This is a genomic window from Pseudarthrobacter defluvii, assembly GCF_030816725.1.
GTDB lineage: Bacteria > Actinomycetota > Actinomycetes > Actinomycetales > Micrococcaceae > Arthrobacter > Arthrobacter defluvii_A.
Genome location: NZ_JAUSYG010000001.1, coordinates 3,289,647 through 3,310,157 on the forward strand (window position 1 = coordinate 3,289,647; position 20,511 = coordinate 3,310,157).

Annotated in this window: 17 protein-coding genes; 5 read left to right on the top strand and 12 right to left on the bottom strand. The window is 67.7% G+C overall.

The genetic code is table 11. The features are described from left to right. Positions 1–13 precede the first annotated feature (13 nt). The 5 genes from ppsA to QF031_RS15380 form a co-directional block, all read right to left on the bottom strand. Positions 14–2,446, bottom strand: a complete 2,433-nt coding sequence (gene ppsA / locus QF031_RS15360; protein WP_307429937.1) for a phosphoenolpyruvate synthase — start codon at positions 2,444–2,446, stop codon at positions 14–16. Positions 2,447–2,592: 146 nt separating this feature from the next. Next, complete coding sequence (locus QF031_RS15365; RefSeq protein ID WP_255174654.1) at positions 2,593–3,411, bottom strand: pyruvate, water dikinase regulatory protein; 819 nt, start codon at positions 3,409–3,411, stop codon at positions 2,593–2,595. A 9-nt stretch (positions 3,412–3,420) separates the two neighbouring features. After that, the gene (locus tag QF031_RS15370; protein WP_307429944.1) at positions 3,421–4,053 is read right to left on the bottom strand and encodes a LutC/YkgG family protein; all 633 of its coding nucleotides are present in this window, start codon (positions 4,051–4,053) and stop codon (positions 3,421–3,423) included. Beyond that, a complete protein-coding gene (locus tag QF031_RS15375) occupies positions 4,050–5,609 on the bottom strand; it encodes a LutB/LldF family L-lactate oxidation iron-sulfur protein (protein ID WP_307429947.1) in 1,560 nt (519 codons plus the stop codon). Before QF031_RS15375 ends, QF031_RS15370 begins: the two co-directional genes overlap by 4 nt. Continuing rightward, the gene (locus tag QF031_RS15380) at positions 5,606–6,409 is read right to left on the bottom strand and encodes a (Fe-S)-binding protein (protein WP_307429950.1); all 804 of its coding nucleotides are present in this window, start codon (positions 6,407–6,409) and stop codon (positions 5,606–5,608) included. Before QF031_RS15380 ends, QF031_RS15375 begins: the two co-directional genes overlap by 4 nt. 186 nt (positions 6,410–6,595) lie before the next feature. On the opposite strand from QF031_RS15380, the gene QF031_RS15385 reads away from it, so the two are divergent. From QF031_RS15385 to QF031_RS15405, 5 genes are all read left to right on the top strand, one after another. Then, positions 6,596–8,341: an L-lactate permease gene (locus QF031_RS15385; RefSeq protein ID WP_141157911.1), complete on the top strand. Its 1,746-nt coding sequence runs from the start codon at positions 6,596–6,598 to the stop codon at positions 8,339–8,341. A gap of 69 nt (positions 8,342–8,410) precedes the next feature. Continuing rightward, positions 8,411–9,157 (top strand): FadR/GntR family transcriptional regulator, encoded by a 747-nt coding sequence (locus QF031_RS15390; RefSeq protein WP_307429953.1) that lies wholly within the window; start codon positions 8,411–8,413, stop codon positions 9,155–9,157. 16 nt (positions 9,158–9,173) lie between these two features. Beyond that, entirely contained in the window at positions 9,174–11,999 is a 2,826-nt protein-coding gene (locus QF031_RS15395) for an FAD-binding and (Fe-S)-binding domain-containing protein (protein ID WP_307429956.1), read from the top strand. A gap of 105 nt (positions 12,000–12,104) precedes the next feature. Continuing rightward, positions 12,105–12,746, top strand: coding sequence for a hypothetical protein (locus QF031_RS15400; RefSeq protein WP_307429959.1), 642 nt, complete (start codon positions 12,105–12,107; stop codon positions 12,744–12,746). After that, positions 12,739–12,885 (top strand): hypothetical protein, encoded by a 147-nt coding sequence (locus tag QF031_RS15405; protein WP_307429961.1) that lies wholly within the window; start codon positions 12,739–12,741, stop codon positions 12,883–12,885. Before QF031_RS15400 ends, QF031_RS15405 begins: the two co-directional genes overlap by 8 nt. Here the strand turns inward: QF031_RS15405 and QF031_RS15410 are convergent. From QF031_RS15410 to QF031_RS15440, 7 genes are all read right to left on the bottom strand, one after another. Further along, positions 12,882–13,145 (bottom strand): hypothetical protein, encoded by a 264-nt coding sequence (locus QF031_RS15410; protein WP_255174645.1) that lies wholly within the window; start codon positions 13,143–13,145, stop codon positions 12,882–12,884. The two genes, QF031_RS15405 and QF031_RS15410, sit on opposite strands and share 4 nt — an antisense overlap. Positions 13,146–13,267: 122 nt before the next feature. Next, complete coding sequence (locus tag QF031_RS15415; protein ID WP_307429964.1) at positions 13,268–14,365, bottom strand: DUF2891 family protein; 1,098 nt, start codon at positions 14,363–14,365, stop codon at positions 13,268–13,270. 22 nt (positions 14,366–14,387) lie between these two features. After that, positions 14,388–15,359, bottom strand: a complete 972-nt coding sequence (locus QF031_RS15420; protein ID WP_307429967.1) for a DUF979 domain-containing protein — start codon at positions 15,357–15,359, stop codon at positions 14,388–14,390. Continuing rightward, positions 15,356–16,069, bottom strand: coding sequence for a DUF969 domain-containing protein (locus QF031_RS15425; protein ID WP_307429970.1), 714 nt, complete (start codon positions 16,067–16,069; stop codon positions 15,356–15,358). The genes QF031_RS15420 and QF031_RS15425 overlap by 4 nt, the downstream gene beginning before the upstream one ends. A 212-nt stretch (positions 16,070–16,281) precedes the next feature. Continuing rightward, on the bottom strand, positions 16,282–16,959 hold the full coding sequence (locus QF031_RS15430) for a GntR family transcriptional regulator (RefSeq protein WP_307429972.1): 678 nt from the start codon (positions 16,957–16,959) through the stop codon (positions 16,282–16,284). 84 nt (positions 16,960–17,043) lie between these two features. Next, positions 17,044–18,807 carry an acetyl/propionyl/methylcrotonyl-CoA carboxylase subunit alpha gene (locus QF031_RS15435; protein WP_307429974.1) on the bottom strand — a complete coding sequence of 588 codons (1,764 nt, stop codon included), beginning with the start codon at positions 18,805–18,807 and terminating at the stop codon, positions 17,044–17,046. Next, positions 18,800–20,509 carry a 5-oxoprolinase/urea amidolyase family protein gene (locus QF031_RS15440; RefSeq protein WP_307429977.1) on the bottom strand — a complete coding sequence of 570 codons (1,710 nt, stop codon included), beginning with the start codon at positions 20,507–20,509 and terminating at the stop codon, positions 18,800–18,802. The genes QF031_RS15435 and QF031_RS15440 overlap by 8 nt, the downstream gene beginning before the upstream one ends. Positions 20,510–20,511: the final 2 nt, after the last annotated feature.

Here is a 20,511-nt window from a genome sequence, read left to right on the forward strand (position 1 = left end):
TACTGGTTACTGGTCAGGCTGCACCGGCGGCGGCAACAGCCACACCGCCGGAGACCTCGTTGGCGGCGTCGTCGGACGCCCCGGCCAGCCGGATCCAGGTGTCCACCACAGTGTCTGGGTTGAGGGAAACGGAGTTGACGCCTTCCTGCACCAGCCATTCGGCGAAGTCGGGGTGGTCGCTGGGGCCCTGGCCGCAGATGCCCACGTACTTTTCCCGGGCCCGGCAGGCCTTGATGGCCATGCTGAGCAGCTTCTTCACAGCCGCATCCCGCTCGTCGAAGCTGTTGGCCACGATGGCAGAGTCCCGGTCCAGGCCCAGGGTCAGCTGGGTCATGTCGTTGGAGCCGATGGAGAAACCGTCGAAGTACTCCAGGAACTCGTCGGCGAGCAGCGCGTTGGATGGCAGCTCGCACATCATGATCACCTCGAGGCCGTTCTCGCCGCGGCGCAGCCCGTTCTCGGCGAGCAGTTCAATGACGCCCTGCGCCTCGTCCAGCGTCCGCACAAACGGGATCATCAGCTTGACGTTGGTCAGGCCCATCTCGTTGCGCACGAAGGACAGGGCTTCACACTCAAGGTCGAAGCAGTCACGGAAGGACGGCTCCAGGTAGCGGGACGCGCCGCGGAACCCGATCATCGGGTTCTCTTCGTGCGGCTCGTACGCCGGGCCACCGATCAGGTTGGCGTACTCGTTGGACTTGAAATCGGACATGCGCACGATCACCGGTTCCGGCGCGAACGCTGCGGCGATGGTGGCCACGCCTTCGGCCAGCCGCTTGATGTAGTAGTCGCGGGGGCTGTCGTAGGCGCTGATCCGCTCCCGGATCTCGGCGGCCACGTCTTCGGGCTGGCTGTCCAGGTTCAGCAGGGCCTTGGGGTGGATGCCGATCTGCCGGTTGATGATGAACTCCAGCCGCGCCAGCCCCACGCCGTGGTTGGGCAGCTGGGCGAAGGTGAAGGCCTGCTCCGGGGTGCCGACGTTCATCATGACCTTCACCGGCGCCTCAGGCATCTGCGTGATGCCGGTTTCCTCAACACTGAAGTCCAGCAGGCCCTGGTAGATGGTGCCGGTCTCGCCGTCGGCGCAGGAGACAGTGACCTCCTGGCCATCGGACAACGAGTCAGTGGCGTTGCCGGTGCCCACGACGGCGGGAATCCCCAGTTCGCGGGCGATGATGGCGGCGTGGCAGGTACGGCCGCCGCGGTTGGTGACGATGGCGGAGGCCCGCTTCATGATGGGTTCCCAGTCGGGGTCCGTCATGTCGGCCACCAGGACGTCGCCGGTCTGGAAGGAGGCCATCTGGTCGATGGCGGTGAGGATCCGGACCTTGCCGGCGCCGATCCGCTGGCCGATGGCACGGCCTTCCACCAGCACGGGCCCGCTTTCGTTCAGGCGGAACCGGCTCATGCTGCCGGGGGCCCGGCGGGACTGCACGGTTTCCGGACGTGCCTGCAGGATGTACAGGCCGCCGTCGATCCCGTCCTTGCCCCACTCAATGTCCATGGGACGGCCGTAGTGCTTCTCGATGGCGACGGCGTGGCGTGCAAGCTGCTCCACGTCGTCGTCCGTCAGGCTGAAGCGCGAGCGCAGGGAGTCCTCCACCGGGACGAAATCGATGGTGCGGCCGATTTCGCTGCTGTTGGTGTACGTCATCTGCAAGGCCTTCTCGCCCAGGCCGCGCTTGAGGATCGCCGGGCGGCCGGCCTCCAGGGCGGGCTTGTAGACGTAGAACTCGTCCGGGTTCACGGCACCCTGCACGACGGCTTCGCCCAGGCCGTAGGAGGAGGTGACGAACACGGCGTCCTGGAAGCCGGACTCGGTGTCCATGGTGAACATGACACCGGACGCACCGACGTCGGAACGCACCATGCGCTGGATGCCGGCGGACAGTGCCACCTCGGCGTGCTCGAACTTGTGGTGCACGCGGTAGGCGATGGCGCGGTCGTTGTAGAGGGAGGCGAAGACGTCCTTGATGGCCTGCAGGATGTTCTCGATCCCGCGGACGTTCAGGAAGGTTTCCTGCTGCCCGGCGAAGGAGGCATCGGGAAGGTCCTCCGCGGTGGCGCTGGACCGTACCGCCCAGGACAGGTCGGCGGAGCCGGCGTGCTTGTCCACCAGCTGCTGGTACGCCTCGCGGACCTGCGCCTCGAAGTCCGGCAGGAAGGGGGTATCGCGGACCAGGGAGCGGATTTCCTGGCCGGCGGCGGCCAGGGCCGTCACGTCATCCGTGTCCAGTCCCACCAGCCGGTCGGCAATCTTCTGGTCCAGGCCGGAATCGGACAGGAACCTGCGGTACGCGTCCGCCGTGGTGGCGAACCCGTCCGGAACCTGGACGCCGGCCGAGGTCAGGTTCTGCACCATCTCGCCCAGGGAGGCGTTCTTGCCGCCCACCTTGTCCAGGTCCTTGAGTCCAAGTTCAGAGAACCACAGAACGTCAGTCGTCATGTTTACTGCTCCTTTGCAGAGGGTGGCGTAGGCATCGCCGGCCGCGCACGGTAGTGCCGGCCGGAAGAAAGATCCAGCTAACAGTTTCAGGTCTTCAGCGGACTTTCCACATGATGTGCGCTACGCCACGTTTGTGAAATTCCGGGCTAGTGCTTGAGGTTCATCCGCTGCAGGATGGTGGCCGCCATCTCCTCCACGGAGACGGTGGCCGAGTTCAGGTACGGAATGCGGTGCGAGACGTACAGCTGCTCGGCGCTGCGCAGCTCAAAACCGCACTGCCGCAGCGACGCATACGGGGAGCTGGGCCGCCGTTCGGTCCGGATCTGGCTGAGGCGCAGCGGGTTGGAGGACAGGCCGAAACACTTCGATACGAAAGGCCGCAGCGGCTTGGGCAGCCCGTCGTGCTGGAAGTCTTCGTCCACCAGTGGAAAGTTTGCGGCGAAGATCCCGTGCTGGAGCGCCAGATACATGGTGGTGGGCGTCTTGCCGCACCGGGACGGGGCCACCAGGATCACCTGGGCCTTCTCCAGCGCACGCAGGCTCTGCCCGTCGTCGTGCTCCATCGCGTACTCCACCGCCGCCATCCGGGACTGGTAGCGCGCGGCGTTCCCTAGCCCGTGCGCGCGGCCCGGTTCGCCGCTGGCCGGTGCCCCCAGCGCCTGTTCCAGGACTCCCACGTGCGTACCGATCAGGTCCACGATGACGCCCTTGCAGCCGCCCAGGATCTGGCGTATTTCGCTGCTGACGGCGGTGGAAAAGACCAGCGGCTGCGGCCCGGTGGCAGCAAGGCCGTCGATGGTACGCACCACGGACCGGGCCTGTTCAGCCGTGGTGATGAAGGGGATGGTGACGCGGTCGAAGTTGTCCACGGGGAACTGCGTCAGCAGCGTATTCCCCAGGGTTTCCGCGGTGATGCCGGTGCTGTCCGACAGGAAGTAGACAGGCCGTAGAGCAGCAGTGGTCATGGGATGACTCTAGCGGGCAATGATGACGTCAAGCCTGCGCGGTCCATGGACGCCCTCCACGCGTTCGAGCTCGATGTCGCTGGTGGCACTCGGCCCGCTGATCATCGTGATGGGCCGGGTCCCGTCGATCCGGCCCAGCGCCTCGGGCAGGATCCCGGTGATATCGGCGGCCTTCACCACGCAGATATGGTGGTCCGGGACCAGGCTGATGGCGCGGCGGCCCTGGTTGGCGCTGCCGTCCAGGATGATGGTTCCCGTCTCGGCGACCGCCACGGCGCTGCCGGTCACCACGGCATCGATACCATCGAGCTCGGCGACGCTGAGCGGTGCCGCCGGAGAGTCGACGCGGCGGCGGGACCCGCCGTCGTCGCCGGTTCCTGCCAGCCACCCGGCGTCGAACCCTTCGGGCACGACGAAACTGCGCGCCCCGTCAAGGAGCGACGCAATCCGTGCGGGCACCTCTGTTTCCGGAACCACCGCCACCTGCGCTTTGTAGTCCACCAGCCGGTCCACCAGGAGCTCGATCAGTGCGTCCATGTCCAGTTCCGATGCTGCCCGGTATTCCCGCGGAATCTGCGGCGCCTGCGGGCTGTCTTGCAATGCTGCCCTGATCCGGGAGAGGATGTCTTCGCGTGCGGTCATTGCGGGGTTTCCTTCGTGTCTGGGGACAGCGTGCGGGACGGACCGGCCTCCGGTGTGCCGGGCGTGCCGGGTGCGCCGCCGGCGTTCCGGTGTTCCTTGGCCCACCAGTCCCGGAACGACTGCGCCGGGGGCGCCGGGATGTCACGGCTTTGGGTCCAGCCGGCGGCGATGCCGGGCAGCTTGGTGATCTTCCTGTCCGGCCCTGCGGCCAGTCGGCCCAGCGGCAGCCCCTTCTCCACCAGGCCCAGGCGTTTGCCGGAGGACAAAGCCCAGGATGCGGCTTTCATGCCCACATCCATCTGGCTGGGGACCTTCTTCTTTCCGCGCTTGCTGTCCACATCCACGCTGCGCAGGTGCACCAGGATGTCCGGGATGTTGATTTTGACGGGGCAGGCATCGTAGCAGGCACCGCAGAGGGAGGAGGCGTACGGCAGCGAGTTGTTTTCCTCCGCCTCGATGCCGGTGAGCAGCGGGGAAAGGATCGCGCCGATGGGGCCCGGGTAGGTGGAGCCGTAGGCGTGGCCGCCCGTGCGCTCGTATACCGGGCAGACGTTCATGCAGGCGCTGCAGCGGATGCAGTGCAGGGCGGAGCGGCCCATTTCATCGGCGAGCGCGGCGCTGCGGCCGTTGTCCAGGAGCACCAGGTGCACGTTCTGCGGCCCGTCGCCCTCCGTTACTCCGGTCCACAGGGAGGTGTACGGGTTCATCCGCTCCCCGGTGGAAGAACGCGGGAGCAGCTGCATGAACACTTCCAGGTCCTGCCAGGTGGGCAGCAGCTTCTCGATGCCCATCACCGTGATCAGCGTTTCCGGAAGCGTGAGGCACATGCGGCCGTTGCCTTCGGATTCCACGACTGCCAGGGTGCCGGAGTCGGCAAGGGCGAAGTTGGCCCCGGACACGGCCACCTTCGCCGTGAGGAACTTCCGGCGCAGGTGCTCGCGGGCAGCCATGGCCAGGACGGAGGGATCGTCGGTCAGCGCAGGATCGGCACCGGGCATTTCGCGGAGGAAGATGTCCCGGATTTCGGTGCGGTTCTTGTGGATGGCGGGTACCAGGATGTGGCTGGGCTTGTCGTGGTCCAGCTGGACGATGAGCTCGGCGAGATCGGTTTCGAAGGCCCCGATGCCCTGCTCCTCGAGGTACTCATTGAGCCCGATTTCCTGGGTGGCCATGGACTTGATCTTGACCACTTCGGTTTCGCCGGTGTCCCGGACCAGTCCGGCCACGATTTCGTTGGCTTCCCGGGCGTCGCGGGCCCAGTGGATCACGCCGCCGCGTGCGGTGAAGTTCGTTTCGAACTCCTCCAGGAGCTCGGGCAGCCTGGCCATCACCGCCTGCTTGATGGCGGACCCCGCGTCGCGGAGCTGTTCCCAGTCGGGCAGTTCGGCGACCACGGCCTGGCGCTTGTCGCGGATGGTGTGGGTGGCATGGCCGAGGTTGGCGCGCAACTGCGCGTTGCCCAGTTCACGGTGCGCCGCCGTGGGGAAGGACTCCCCGGCGAACAGGTTGCCCGAGCCGAAGGCGGGCAGGGCGGGCATTCCCAGGAAGGTGGTCATCGCAGGGCCTTTCCGGTGGAGACGCGGACTTCGCCGATGACGGACGCCGGTTCTTCCATGGTGCTGGCGAGGATTTCGGCCAGGTGGAGGGTGGTGGTGGAGCTGCCCTGGCGGGACAGTCCGCCGCCGATGTGCATCAGGCAGGAGGCGTCCCCGCCGGTGCAGAGCTCGGCCCCGGTGGACTCGATGTTGGCCGCCTTGTCCTGGAGCATGGCCGACGAGACATCGGCGTTCTTCATGGAAAACGTGCCGCCGAATCCGCAGCACTGGTCCTGTTCGGGCAGCTCGGCAAGGTCGATTCCCTGCACGGTCCGCAGCAGTCGGGACTGCCTGTCCCCGAGCCGCAGCAGCCGCATCCCGTGGCAGCTGGGATGGTAGGTCACCCGGTGCGGGAAGTAGGAACCCAGTTGGGCTCCGGCGTCGGTCACGCCCAGCACGTCCACCAGCAGTTCGGACAGCTCGTAGGTTTTGGTGCCGACGGCGGTGGCGCGGGCTTCCAGGGCAGCGTCGCCGCAGGCGCGCGCCACCATGGGGTGCTGGTGCTTGACCGAGGCCACGCAGGAACCGGACGGGGCGACCGCGACGTCGTAGTCCGCGGTGTCGAATGCGGCCACGTGGTTGGCGACCACCGGGACGGCTTCTTTTAGGTAGCCGGTGTTGACGTGCATCTGGCCGCAGCAGGCCTGGCCGGAGGGGAACACTACTTCGTGCCCCAGCCGCTCCAGGATCCTGACGGTGGCCTTCGCCGTGGCCGGGTACATCGCGTCCACGATGCAGGTGGCGAACAAGGCAATTCTCATGACGGCCTTCCGGAGGGTGAGCGTATGGTCTGACCACAGTAGACCACGTGATGGCCGCCACTGACAAGCCCGCGTTTGGATGGTGAACCGGCTCACATTCCATCCAAAAGTGGGCTACACTTCCGTGGTCGGACCATTGTGGTCTGACCAAAGCCATCCCCATCGCCCTCATCGTGGAGGAACTTCGTGGACCACTTCACCCCCAGCACAGACCCGGTGCTGAACAGCGTTGCCTGGTCGGCCATCGTCGGCCTGCTGCCGCTGCTGACCTTCTTTGTCCTTCTCGCCGTCGTCAGGACCAAAGCCCACGTGGCCGGGGCCTTCGCCCTGCTGGTGGCCCTGGCCGTGGGCATCCTGGCTTTCAAGATGCCCGCAGGCCTGGCGCTTCTGTCCGCCACCCAGGGCGGGGTCTTCGGCGCCTTCCCCGTGCTGTGGATCGTGGTCATGGCCGTCTGGCTCTACCAGGTCACGGTGCTGAGCGGCCGTTTTGAAGACCTCCGCCGGGTGTTCGATGTCATTGGCGGCGGCGACGTCCGCCTGCAGGGCGTCCTGATCGCGTTCTGCTTCGGCGGCCTGCTCGAGGCCCTTGCCGGCTTTGGTGCGCCGGTGGCCATCACCGCCACCATGCTGCTGGCCCTGGGCCTGCCCCCGCTCCGGGCCGCTGCTGCCGTGCTGGTGGCAAACACCGCCCCGGTCGCCTTTGGTGCCATGGCCATCCCGATCACCACCGCTGCGGGACTCACCGGCCTGCACGCCACGGACATTGGTGCCATGGTGGGCCGCCAGGCGCCGTTGCTGGCAACCTTCGTCCCGCTGATCCTGCTCTTCATCCTGGACGGACGCAAGGGTTTGAAGGACTGCTGGCCTGCCGCGCTGGTCATCGGATTCTCCTTCGCCGCAGCGCAGTTCCTCTGCTCGAACTTCTTCTCCTACGAACTCACCGACATCATGGCTTCGCTGGTGGGCCTGGGCGCGGCTGTGCTGTTCTTCCGCTTCTGGAAGCCCCGGGGCACCACAGCAGCGCGTGACCGGCTGGGCGTCGCCGCGGAGGCTGCTGCGGCCGGCACCACGCCGGCAGGCCAGGGTCCGCGAAGCGCCCGGTCCGGCAGCGTGGCCACCGTAGAGGCGGCCGACGGCGAAAGCCTCACCCCGGCACGCACGTGGCTGGCACTGTTTCCCTACTTCCTGGTCATTGTGGTGTTCGGCATCGCCAAACTGTGGAAGCTCGGCGTCGACCTTCCGGCCGCCCTCGCCGCCACCGATGTCAAGGTTCCATGGCCTGTCCTGCACGACGCCCTGGTGGGCGCCGACGGCAAGCCGCTGTCCTCCACCGTCTACGTCTTCCAGTGGCTGTCCAGCCCGGGCACGCTCCTGCTGATCACGGGCTTGATCGTCGCGGCCGTCTACGCCCGCTTCGATGACGGCGGCCGCTTCCACATGACAGTAGGCAACGCCGTGGCCGAAATCGGACGGACCATCTTCAAGATGCGCTGGGCCGGCCTGACCATCATCACGGTGCTCGCCCTGGCCTACGTCATGAACAACTCGGGCCAGACGGTCTCGATCGGCGTCTGGCTGGCCGGCACCGGAAGCTTCTTCGCGTTCCTCTCCCCGGTGCTCGGCTGGCTGGGCACGGCCGTGACCGGTTCGGACACCTCCGCGAACGCACTGTTTGCCAAACTGCAGCAGACTGCCGGCCTGAATGCAGGCATCGACCCGAACCTGCTCGTGGCCGGCAATACGGCCGGCGGTGTAGTGGGCAAGCTCATCAGCCCGCAGAACCTCGCCATTGCCGCCACCGCCGTGAACCTTGACGGCCAGGAGTCTGTCCTTCTGCGTAAGGTAGTCGGATGGAGCGTGGGGTTGCTTCTGGTGCTGTGCACCATCGTCTACCTGCAATCCACCCCAGTCCTGGGCTGGATGCTCCCGTAGCCCTCCACCCGCGCCCAACCGGGGTGCGGGCCCTCCCGGCCCGCACTCCCCCACTCCAGAGGATCGCCCGTGACACCCGCCGCAGCCGGAGCAGCCCCCCGACGTCGAACCCACGATGCGCTCCTGAAAGACATTGAAGCGGACCTGCGGGCCGGCAAAATCAAGGTCGGAGACCGGCTCCCGGGCGAACGGACCCTGGCGGAAAACTATGGAATATCCAGGGCGTCCGTACGCGAGGCCATCCGTATCCTCGACGCCATGGGCGTGGTCCGCAGCTCGGTGGGCTCCGGTCCCACCTCCGGTGCCATTGTGGTCTCCGATCCGTCCGCAGGGCTCTCCTCCGCCCTCCGGCTGCATGTTGCCAGCAACCGGCTGCCAGTTCAGGACATCGTCCAAACCCGTATCCTCCTGGAGACGTGGACTGCCCGCGCCGGTGCCGCGCGCGAAGGCGGCGACGCGGAGCGGAAACAGGCGGCCCAACTGCTGGAGGCCATGGACCAGCCCGAGCTGGACCGGGCAACCTTCCACGAGCTGGACGCCCGGTTCCATGTGGCGCTGAGTTCGCTTGCAGGCAACGAGGTCATGGCCACCATCATGGAGTCCCTCAGCGGCTCGATTGTGGGCTACGTCAAGGGAGCCATGGACGCGATGGAGGACTGGCCGGCGGTCCTGGCAGCACTGCGCACCCAACACCACGGAATCTTTGATGCCGTCCAGTCCCGTGACGGCGAACTCGCCGCACGCCTGCTGCGCGAACACATCGAATGGTTCTACCAGCGGGCCGGGGACGCCACCCTGCCCCACCCCATTACCTGATTTCTTGGAGCCACGCATGAGAACCACCGCAGGAGCCGAATCCCCCGTCCAGCAGCTGGATCTGGATACCGTCAGCACGCGGGACCTGGACCGCCATGCCATGGCACACGACGCCTCGCACTACCTCCTGGTCCCGCAAGGGGTAGCCACCCCACGCAATGCCGCCGACGTGGGCGCCCTGCTCCGGCGCAGCCGGGAGCTTGGGCTTCCCGCCACCTTTCGTTCCGGTGGCACGAGCCTGTCCGGGCAGGCCCTGAGTGACAGCCTGCTGATCAACACCCGCCAGCATTTCCGCGGTGTTGAGGTGCTCGACGGCGGCGCCCGGGTCCGTGTCCAGCCCGGGGCCACGGTGCGCAGCGTCAACGCCAGGCTTGCCCCCTTTGGGCGCAAGCTCGGCCCCGATCCCGCCAGCGAAATCGCCTGCACCGTGGGCGGTGTCATCGCCAACAACTCCTCAGGAATGGCGTGCGGCACTGAGCTCAACACCTACCGGACGCTGGAATCAATGGTGCTGGTGCTGCCCTCGGGCACGGTCATCGACACCGCCGACGCCGACGCCGACCGGCGGCTGCGCGAGCTGGAACCGGAACTCCACGAGGGGCTCCTGAAGCTGCGCCGGCGGGTCGTGGGAAACGACGAGTCCGTCCGCATCATCAATTCACTGTTCTCGATGAAGAACACCATGGGCTACGGCGTGAACTCCTTTCTGGATTACGAACGTCCCGTGGACATCCTGATGCACCTGATGATCGGCAGCGAGGGGACCCTCGGCTTTGTGGCGGAGGCTGTCTTCCGGACCGTCGAGGTCAAACCCGCCGTCGCCACCGGGCTGCTGGTCTTCAATACCCTCGAGGCGGCAATGGGAGCCCTGCCGGACCTGGTGTCCACCGGCCTTGCCACCGTCGAACTCATGGACGCGGCAGCGTTGAAGGTGGCCCAGGCCGCCGCCGATGCCCCCGCCGCGATCCGTTCCCTGCCGGTCCAAGGACACGCCGCGCTGCTGGTGGAACACCAGGGCGCGGACGCCGCCGACCTGTCCGGCAAGCGGGCAGGCTCGCAGCAGCTGTTCGACTCGCTGGACCTTGCAACACCCTTCGCGCTGACCTCGGACCCGAAAGACCGGGCTGCCCTGTGGCACGTCCGCAAGGGCCTGTACACGGCCGTGGCCGGCGCCCGTCCCTCGGGAACCAACGCACTGCTGGAGGACATCGTTGTTCCGGTTCCCGCCCTTGCCGGCACCTGCGGCGAACTGACGCGGCTCTTCCACGAGCACCATTACAAGGAATCGGTGATCTTCGGGCACGCCAAGGACGGAAACGTCCACTTCATGCTCAACGAGCGCTTCGACGATCCGGACCAACTGCTGCGCTACCAGGCCTTCACCGACGAGATGGTGGACCTGGTCCTCGGCGCGGGCGGTTCACTCAAAGCCGAGCACGGGACCGGCCGCATCATGGCCCCGTTCGTCCGCCGCCAGTACGGCGACGAGCTCTACAGAGTCATGCAGGAGATCAAGCGGCTGATCGACCCGCCCAACCTCCTGAACCCGGGTGTGCTGCTCGCCGACGAACCACTCTCCTACATCGAGAACCTGAAGGTGGCTCCCACCGTCGAGGAGGAAGTGGACCGCTGTGTCGAGTGCGGGTACTGCGAACCGGTTTGCCCCAGCAAGGACATCACGCTTACTCCGCGCCAACGCATCGTGCTTCGGCGCGACATTGCTGCCGCTGAGCAGCGCGGCGACCACGCCCTCGCCGCCGGCCTGCGCAAGGACTATGACTACGACGGCGTGCAGACCTGCGCCGCCGACGGCATGTGCGTCACTGCCTGCCCGGTGTTGATCAACACCGGAGACCTGGTGCGGCGGCTCCGCAAGGAAAATGCCAACACCGTCGCCGCGGCCGGCTGGAACAAGGCCGCCGAGAACTGGGGCGCCGTGACCGCCGGCGGCGGCCTGGCCCTGACTGTAGCCAAGGCCATGCCGGCGTCGCTGCCAAAGGCCGCCACCGCCGTCGGCCGTGCGCTGCTGGGACCGGAGACGGTGCCCGCCTACGCCGACGTGCTGCCAGGCGGCGGTTCCAGGCGCCGGGAACGCCGGGACCCAGGCAGCATGGCGGTGTTCTTCCCGGCCTGCATCGGCACCATGTTCGGCCCTGCGGATGGCCCGGAAGGCAAGGGAAAGGGCTCGGCCCAGGCATTCCTGGACCTCTGCGAACGTGCCGGAGTGGGCATAACCGTCCCGGAAGGCATCGAGAGCCTGTGCTGCGGCACCCCGTGGAAATCCAAGGGCTTCTCCCAGGGCTATGACGCCATGACAGCCAAGGTCCTGGACCAGCTGTACGAGGCCAGCGGCCGCGGCAGGCTGCCCGTGGTGTGCGATGCCGCTTCCTGCACGGAAGGCCTGGACACCATGAAGCGTCTTGCCGGCGCGGACGGAGAACGGTATGCCGGACTGCGTTTTGTTGACTCGGTGGAGTTCGTCCACCAGCACGTCCTGGGCCGGCTCACGGTGACTGCTCCGCTGGGTTCCATGGCTCTGCACCCCACGTGCTCATCCACCCAGCTGGGAACCAACCCCGCGCTGCTCGAAATTGCCGGGGCCGTCACGGATGATGTCTTCGTGCCGCTCAACTGGGGCTGCTGCGCGTTCGCCGGCGACCGGGGCCTGCTCCATCCTGAACTCACCGACTCCGCGACCAACCGGCAGGCCGGCGAGATCAACGAACGGGAATTCGACGCCTACGCCTCCACAAACCGCACCTGCGAGCTGGGAATGTCCAAGGCGACTGGCCACTCCTACCGCCACCTGCTGGAAATCCTCGAGGAGGCCACCAGGCCCTGAGGCATCCCCGCTAGACTTGGCCGGGCAAGGACGGATTGGGGGATCCAGGGCGGCACAGCCGCTTGTTCCGCTGGTCGGTCGCAGCCAGCGGACCCAAGGACCATCATGACCTTCTTCCAGGACTTTCCCGTCCCTCCCCTGCCGCCCCGGCCGCGGGCAACCAGGCACGTCCTGCCGCCGTGGGTGGCCGCTCCCGCTTACGAAGTGCCGGCTGTTGTCCACCTCGGCAGGTTCGTGAGCCGGACGCCGGGAATGGTGCTGGCGGTCAAAGGCGGCGAAGTCTTCTCTACCGGGTGCCTGTTCAGTCTGTCCTGGCTCTTCCGCCGGACCGATCAATCCGATGGGGACTGGGACGATTTGCAGCCGCTGTTTTTCCAGCCTGGCAGGGGCTTTCGTGGGCGCAGCGAACGGCAGACCGGGCTGATGTTCGGCGTCGAATTCCCCGATGGTTCAAAGGCCAGCACCGGCAGCCAGGTACCCTACGGGTTGATGGAACCGGGCACCAACCCGGAACCCCCGGTCCTCGCCCTGAACGGCGGTGGTGGTGGCGGTGGCGATGAGGAGTTCTCCGGCAGCGGCACGCTCTGGCTGTGGCCGCTCCCGCCGGACGGGGACCTCCGGCTGGTTTGCCAGTGGACGGATTTCGGCCTGGCGGAAACGTCATTAATGCTCGACGGCGGGACGCTGCGGAGTGCCGCGGCGTCCGTTCAGCCGTACTGGCCGGAGGGGGAGCGCACTGATGGGTGACTTTACCGGGCTTGTCCTGTTTGTCCTCGTCGGGGCCGTCTTCTTCTACATCCTGTACGGCGTGATCCGCGCCGCGGTCCGCGATGGAATCCTGCAGGCCGACGAGCGGCGCGCGAGGCGCTCCGAACAGCTGAATTAGGCCTCCACCGCGGTGACGATGCTTCCGTACCCCTGCAGGAACATCCGCCGGCCCTGGCCTTCGTCGGTCCACACCCAGATAACGGAGTAATCCGATGTCACGGCGTCCACCACCCCGGTGCCGGAGACGGTTCCCTCGGCGAAGCGGACTCTGTCCCCCGCGGCGATCCGGGGATGCCTGGTCCGCTTCCTCCTGGGCTTGAGGGCGGTTTGCCCTGCCGTCGCAGGGTCTGACGTGCAGGTGCTGACGTGCTGGCGCATGGGATTCCTCTGGGCTCGCGGGCGGACGGTCAGCTCATTACGACCCTGCCCGCTGCTCCCAGGTCACGGCCGCGTCCTTTCAAACCGAATGTGACTGGTTGATCCCGTCACCTGCTGGATGGTCAGTCCAGCGCCGCCACGGATCCCAGCGCATCCCAGGCGAAGCTGGCCAGCCAGTGCGTGGACATGAAGTCGCCGCTCTCCAGCCCGTGGAGCCCGGCCTTCAGCAACGGATCCAAGGCCTCGTTGAGCACAGCCGCCGCGGCGGAGGCCTCGGGCCTGGTGGATTCGCGGAGCGTGGCGATGATGCGTGCCACCTGTCCGGCGCGGGTCAGGTTTAGCCCGTGCAGATGCACCAGGTAGCCGTCGGTCTCATCCGTAACGCTCACCGGCTGCAGGATCCGCGACTCCACGGAAAGCTCCGGGAGGAACGCTGCGAACCAGGCGGCGAACTCATCAGCGGTCAGGACGCGGCGCATCAGGTCCGCCTCGCTCAGGCCGGCGGAGAGGAAGTCCTGGCCGCTGAGCTCCCAGTCGCCCGGCCAGCCGCGGTCATTCGCGAACCAGGTGCGGGCCGCTTCCTCGCAGGCCTTCGCCGCATCAGTACGGCCGAGCGAGCGGAAGGCATCCAGCATGTAGCCCACGCCGAATGCAGCATTCGTGTGCAGCCCGTGCCGCACCGGGTATTGGGCCTTGGCCATCCACGCCACGCTGAGCTCCGCCACGGCGTCCACCAGCGGATCCAGCGCGGTGCCCCATTCACGGAGCTGTGCATTGGAGGAGCCAGCACACGTGGCGGCCAGCCGCATCAGCCACGCCCACCCGTAGGGCCGCTCCCAGGAGGGGTTGGCTACCAGGTAGTCCCGTTCCACTGCCAGCTTGGCCGGCGTCAGGTTGGCGCCCAGTGCTTCCCGGAGCGACGCCCCGGTGGAGCTGTCCACCCAGGCTGCCGTGCCGCCGTCGGACGCTCCCGCCGGGGCAGCCCCTGCAGAAGGCGACCCGTGGGTGCCGCCCAACAGGCTGGCCCCCAGCCAGTGCATGTGCACGCAGGAGTGCCAGTCGAAGGAGGTGTAGAAGGCGGGGTGGATCTGTTCGGGGGTGGGCCGGTCATCGGCGGACACCTGGGTGTGGTGGGCCGAGTGCGGGAAGGGCTCCGAAAGGTTGCCCAGCACCACGGCTGCGTAGTCCGGGGCCACCTGTACGCGGAGGTCGTTGTCCATCATGCTCCTTTGAGAGGAAGGGTTAGTGGAAGGCCAGGAAGTACATCAGCGCGATGTTGACCGCCAGCAGCGGGATGGCGGTGCCAACCTGCGCGGTGATCACGCCGTACTTGTTCTTCATCTCCAGCAGCGCGGACGGCACCAGGTTGAAGTTTGCCGCCATCGGGGTGCAGAGCGTGCCGCAGAAGCCGGCCAGCATGCCGATGGCGAAGATAATCGCCGGGTCGCCATGGAACGTCTGGACCAGCACGGGCCAGCCGATGGCCGCCGTCATGATCGGGAACGCTGCGAAGCCGTTGCCCATCAGCACGGTGAACAGGAACATGCCGATGCAGTACACCAGGACGCCGGCGATCAGCGAGCCCTTGGGCAGCAGTCCGGAGGCCAGCGTGCCGACGGCGGTGCCCACGCCGGCCTTTGTGAAGAGGATGCCCAGCGTGGTAAGCATCTGCGGCAGCAGCGCAGCCCAACCAATGGACTCGAGGATGCGGCGGCTTTCGAAGATGGGCGTCGCCGGGTTCTTGGGCTTGAGGATCAGAAGGGCGACGACGACGGCGGCCACGGCGCCGATGGCCAGGGCTACCAGCGTGGTGTTCTTAGGATCGAGCAGCGGGGCGCCGCCGATGTTCAGCACCGGCGCGGCCAGCACCAGGATCACGGTGACCAGCGGCAGCGTCAGGGCCGGGATGAAGAGCTTGTTGCCGAAGCGCTTGGCGTACGATTCCCGCTCGGGGCCGGTGGAGGTGCGGTGCTTGCCGTGGCCCAGCAGGCCGGTGGAGGCCAGCACCACCAGGACCAGGACGGCGACGCCCAGGATCCAGCCCGGTGCGGTGCCGGCCTGGACCCAGGTGCTGTAGAAGAAGCACAGGCCCAGCAGGCCCCAGAAGGCGGAGCTGCCCCAGCGGCGGGGGTGGTTGGTGTCGGCGGCAATCAGCGATGCCCAGGCGACGAACAGAATGCCGATCAGCCAGTACACGGCTTCAACGTTGATCATTTGGCTTCTCCTGCGGTTTCCTTCGGGGCGGTGAGCTCGTATTCGCGGTATTCCTTGTCCAGCTGCTTGTCCAGGCGCAGGAGCCGGAAGCCGTGGATGAGGAAGGCGGCGATGGCGGTGGGGATGGCCCACAGGGCCAGCTGCAGCGGTTCCAGGTGCAGGTGGTAGGTGGTGTCCACGAACGTGGTGATCAGCAGGATGGAGCCGACGGCCACGAATACGTCCTCACCGAAGAACACGCCAACGTTGTCAGCTCCCGCGGAATGGCCCTTGATCTTCTCGCTGATCTTTTCCGGCACATGCCCGTAGCGGCGCAGCGCAGCGCCCTCTGCCATGGGGAAGACCAGCGGGCGGACGGTCTGGGCGTGGCCGCCGATGCTGTTCAGGCCCACGGCTGCGGTGATCTGGCGGACGGCCAGGTAACCGATCAGGACGCGGCCTGCCGTGAGTTTGGCGAGCCGGCCGATGAGGACCTTGGCCTGCTCCTGCAGCCCGAAGAACTCGATGATGCCCACCACCGGCAGCACCGCCACGAAGATGGTGACCGAGCGGCTGCTGGCAAAGCCGGTGCCGAACGAGTCGAGGATCTGCGCGGGGTTCATGCCGCCCAGCAGCGCGGTGACGATGCCGGCGACGGTGACGACAATCAGGGGGTTCAGGCGGATGGCGAAACCAACGATCACCAGCAGCACCCCAATGAGTACAAGCATGACTATCCCTTCCCAGGGGACCCGTGACGGGTCTTTCAAAGTGGGGGCCGGCGCGCAGATGCCTCGATGGGTTGGTGGGGCGGCGCCGAGGGGCGGGAGCCCCGGTTGCGTTGGGACTGCAGGAATCAGTGAGCTGCAGAACAACGGTGTGATCCACAGCATAGCGTTTTGTTCAACAATCCCGCAACCCCCTTCTGGGAGGGCGGCGGTTCCTAACGGCCGACGGCGTCCAGCAGCTGGGCTTCGGCGCGGTCCAGGTAGGTGGCAAGGAAGTCCGCTGCCGCGGCCCGGTCCCCTGCCTCCAGGAGTGCGACGATGTGGGCGTTGTCCTCCACGTAAGGCTCATGGAAGGCCGGGTTGGCCGCCATGGAATGGAACACCAGGCGCATCTCGGCCAGGACCTGGTCCATGAGGCTGTTGAGCCGTTCGCTCCCGGCGCGGTCCACGATGGCGCGGTGGAAGTGCTGGTTGGCGCCGGCCATGCCCGGGATGTCCCCTTCCGCGGCCGCGGCCCGGGCGGCTTTGATGATGGCCGGCAACGGCTCCAGGGACGCTTCACCGGACCAGAGCACCGCGGCCGGTTCCAGGAAGCGGCGCACCCGGTAGATCTCGCGGATGTCGCCGGCCGTGGGGTGGGCTACGAACACGCCGCGGTTGGGGATGCGGGTGACGATGTGCTCGGCATGCAGCGCCGTGAACGCCTCCCGCAGGGTGTTGCGGGACACGCCCAGGGCCTCGCGGAGGGCTTCCTCCGCGAGCTTGGAACCCGGCTTGAGCAGGCCGGCCTCAATGCGGCTCCGCAGCTGGGCGGCAACCCAGAGGCCTGTTTCGGCGTGCTTCGTGGTCCTGGCCTGGGCCTGGAGATCGGCCAGCACCTCGTCAAACGTCATGGCACCACGATATCGGCCCGGGCCTCCGCCCAAGTGCCAGACTCAGTGCCACCACTGGCGCCCTTCCGCTGCAAACCCCGGGGCTCAGCCGATGGTGGCGAGCACCTGTCCGGGCGCCACGGCCTCACCCGCGGCAGCGAACTGCTCCCCCAGGGTGCCGGCACGGTGGGCGGCGACGGCCGTCTCCATCTTCATGGCTTCCAGCACCAGCACCGTCTCCCCCTCCTCGACACTGGCCCCCGGCGAAGCCAGCCACTTGACCACGGTGCCGGCCATGGTTGCCAGCAGGTCGCCGTCGTTCTTCCCCGCCTCGGCCTTCCCGCTGCCGTCCGGGACCCCGGCGCCGGAAGCGTCGCCAGCGCGACGGCCGCCGCCGTCGAGCAGTGAATCCAGCAGCGCCTTGGGAAGCCCCAGCTCCATCCGCTTGCCGTCCACCTCGATGCCGATGGTGCGGCGCGGCTCCTCGGGAGCGGCCGGGCTGAAGGCCGGATCCGCGTCCAGGGCAGCGGTGAACTCGTTCTCGATCCAGGTGGTGTAGACGCCCAGGGCGTCCGTGGCGGTGAAGTCCGGCGCCTCCACAACGGCCCGGTGGAACGGCAGCACCGTGGCCAGCCCGTCGATGCGGAACTCGCGCAGTGCGCGGCGGGCGCGGCGGAGGGCCTGCTGCCGGTCCGCGCCGGTGACCACCAGCTTGGCCAGCAGCGAATCGAACTGTCCGGGGACCACCGATCCTGCCCGGACGCCCGTGTCCAGGCGGATCCCGGGCCCGGTGGGCACCTCGAACCCGGTGACGGAGCCGGGGGACGGCAGGAAGCCCCTGCCCGGATCCTCGGCATTGATCCGGAACTCAAAGGCGTGCCCACGAGGTTCCGGGTCCTCCAGGACGGGGAGCTTCTCGCCCGCCGCGATGGCCAACTGGGCGGCCACCAGGTCCACCCCCGAGGTCTCCTCAGTGATGGGGTGCTCCACCTGCAGCCGGGTGTTCACCTCCAGGAAGCTGATGAAGCCGCTTCCGTCCAGCAGATACTCGACCGTGCCGGCGCCGACATATCCGGCCTCGCGACAGATTGCCTTGGCGGAGGCATGGATTTCCGCGCGCTGTTCGGGGGTGAGGAAGGGCGCGGGGGCCTCCTCCACGAGTTTCTGGTGGCGGCGCTGCAATGAGCAGTCGCGGGTGCCGACGACCACCACGTTGCCGTGGCTGTCCGCGATCACCTGGGCCTCCACATGGCGCGGCCGGTCCAGGAACTTCTCCACGTAGCACTCGCTGCGGCCAAAGGCAGCCAACGATTCACGGACCGCAGAATCGAAGCTTTCCTCGATGTCGGCGAGATTCCGGACCACCTTGAGGCCGCGGCCGCCGCCGCCGAACGCGGCTTTGATGGCAACCGGCAGGCCCACCTGCTCGGCGAAGGCGCGGACCTCGGCGGCGCTGCCCACGGGGCCGTCGCTGCCCGGTGCCAGCGGGGCGCCGGCGCGGACGGCCACTTCGCGGGCGCTGACCTTGTCGCCGAGCAACCGGATGGTCTCCGGGGAGGGCCCGATCCACGTCAGGCCGGCGTCCATGACGGACTGGGCGAAGGCGGCGTTTTCGGACAGGAAACCGTAGCCGGGGTGGACGGCGTCGGCGCCGCATTTCCCTGCGATGGCAAGGATCTTTTCGATGTCCAGGTAGGTGTCCTGGGGCCTGGAGCCCGCTAGCGAGTAGGCCTCTGTGGCGGCGGAGACGTGCAGGGCGTCGGCATCGGGATCGGCGTAGACGGCCACGCTTTCCAGTCCTGCGTCGTCGCAGGCCCGGGCGATCCTTACGGCGATTTCTCCGCGGTTGGCAATGAGGACTTTACGCATGGGGGCTTTCCTTAGGTGTGTGGGGCAGTTCTGCCGGCGGCGCTGCAGCGGCGAACCGCACGGTGGCGCCTGGGGGAAGTTGGGCGGCCTTGTCCAGGTCTGCGTGGACGACGACGGCAATCACCGGATACCCGCCGGTCACCGGGTGATCGGAGAGGAAAAGGACGGGCTGGCCTTCGGGCGGCACCTGCACGGCGCCGCGGACGGTTCCTTCGCTGGAGAGTTCGCCGTCCCGGCTGCGGGTGAGTGCCTGCCCCTTCAGGCGCAGGCCGATGCGGTTGGACTGCGGCGTGACGGTCCATTCCTGTCTGAGGAAGTCCTGCAGCATCCCGTCGCTGAACCAGTCCTGCCGGGGACCGGGTACCACGCGCAGCACGGTCGCCTGGTTCTGGTCCGGGAGAGGTGACACCTCCGGGTACCCCACAATGCTGCCCGGCTTGACGGCTTCCACGGGCAGAACGGCGCCGGCCTGGAGTGGGTCGGGTCCAACCCCGGACATCGTGTCCGTGGACCTGCTGCCGAGGGCTTCGGGGCCGCCAATCCCGCCGCGGACCCCGATGTAGGAGCGCAGCCCTGCCGTGGCGTTGCCCACCGCCAGCGTCTCTCCTGCCAGCAGCGCGAAGGGGGCGTCGCTCGCGGGGTGCCGTACCGCCGTCATGCGCTGTTGTTCCTTGTTCGACGGTGTGATCTCCAGCGGGACGTCTGCGCCGGTGACGGCGAGGACCTGGTCGGTGAGGGCAACAAGCTCCAGTCCGCCGAAGAGGAGTTCGATCCCCGCGGCTGCTTCCGCGTTTCCCACCAGGCGGTTGGCGCGGCGCAGGGCGCCCCGGTCCATGGCGCCGGCGCTGCTGACGCCCAGGGACGCGAAGCCGCGGCGGCCCAGGTCCTGGATGGTGGCCTGCAGCCCGGGCTTGCGGACAAGGAGGCCTGTGCGTGATCCTGCCGCCGGCTGGCCTTCAGCCTGATGTTCTGCCGTCTCAGGTTCTGTCGCCTCAGGCGCTTTGGCTGCCATCCCAGGCGCTTTGGTCACGGTGGCTTGGGCCCGGACGGCGTTGAACCTGACGGTGTCGCCGGGGCGGATCAGGGCCGGATTCTCCCGGCCGAGGTCCCACAGCACGGCATCGGTGCGGCCGATCAGTTGCCAGCCGCCCGGCGACTGCCGCGGGTAGACCGCCGAGTACGAGCCGCCCAGGGCCACGGCGCCGGCGGGCACAGCCGTCCGCGGTGAGCGGCGGCGGGGCACCTCAAGACTGGAATTTTCGCCTGTGAGGTATGCGAAGCCCGGCGCGAAGCCGGCAAAGGCTGCAGTCCAAAGCTGGCCCGTGTGGGCGGCCACCACTGCCTCGGGTCCCAGGCCGGTGAGCGCCGCAACTTCGTCCAGGTCCTCGCCGTCGTACACCACATCGATGGTGACCAGCGCGCTCTCGGTCTCCGCGCGCGACTCCAGGTCCAGGCTGACGATGTGCGCGGACAGTGCCTGCACTGACTGGGGCGAGTCCGCGGTGGCCAGGACGGTTGCCGCTGCGGCAATGACGTCGATCTGCCCCGGCTGCGGGTGCGCGGTGAGCTGGGCCTGGAGGCTGAGCACGGCATCGAGGGAGGAGAGCTCAACCAGGATGGCCCGGTCCCCGGCGGGGCGGATGCCGGTCACTGCCGCATGGGCGGCTTGACTGGCCGGCGGCTGCTGCTGGGTGGCGGTCATGG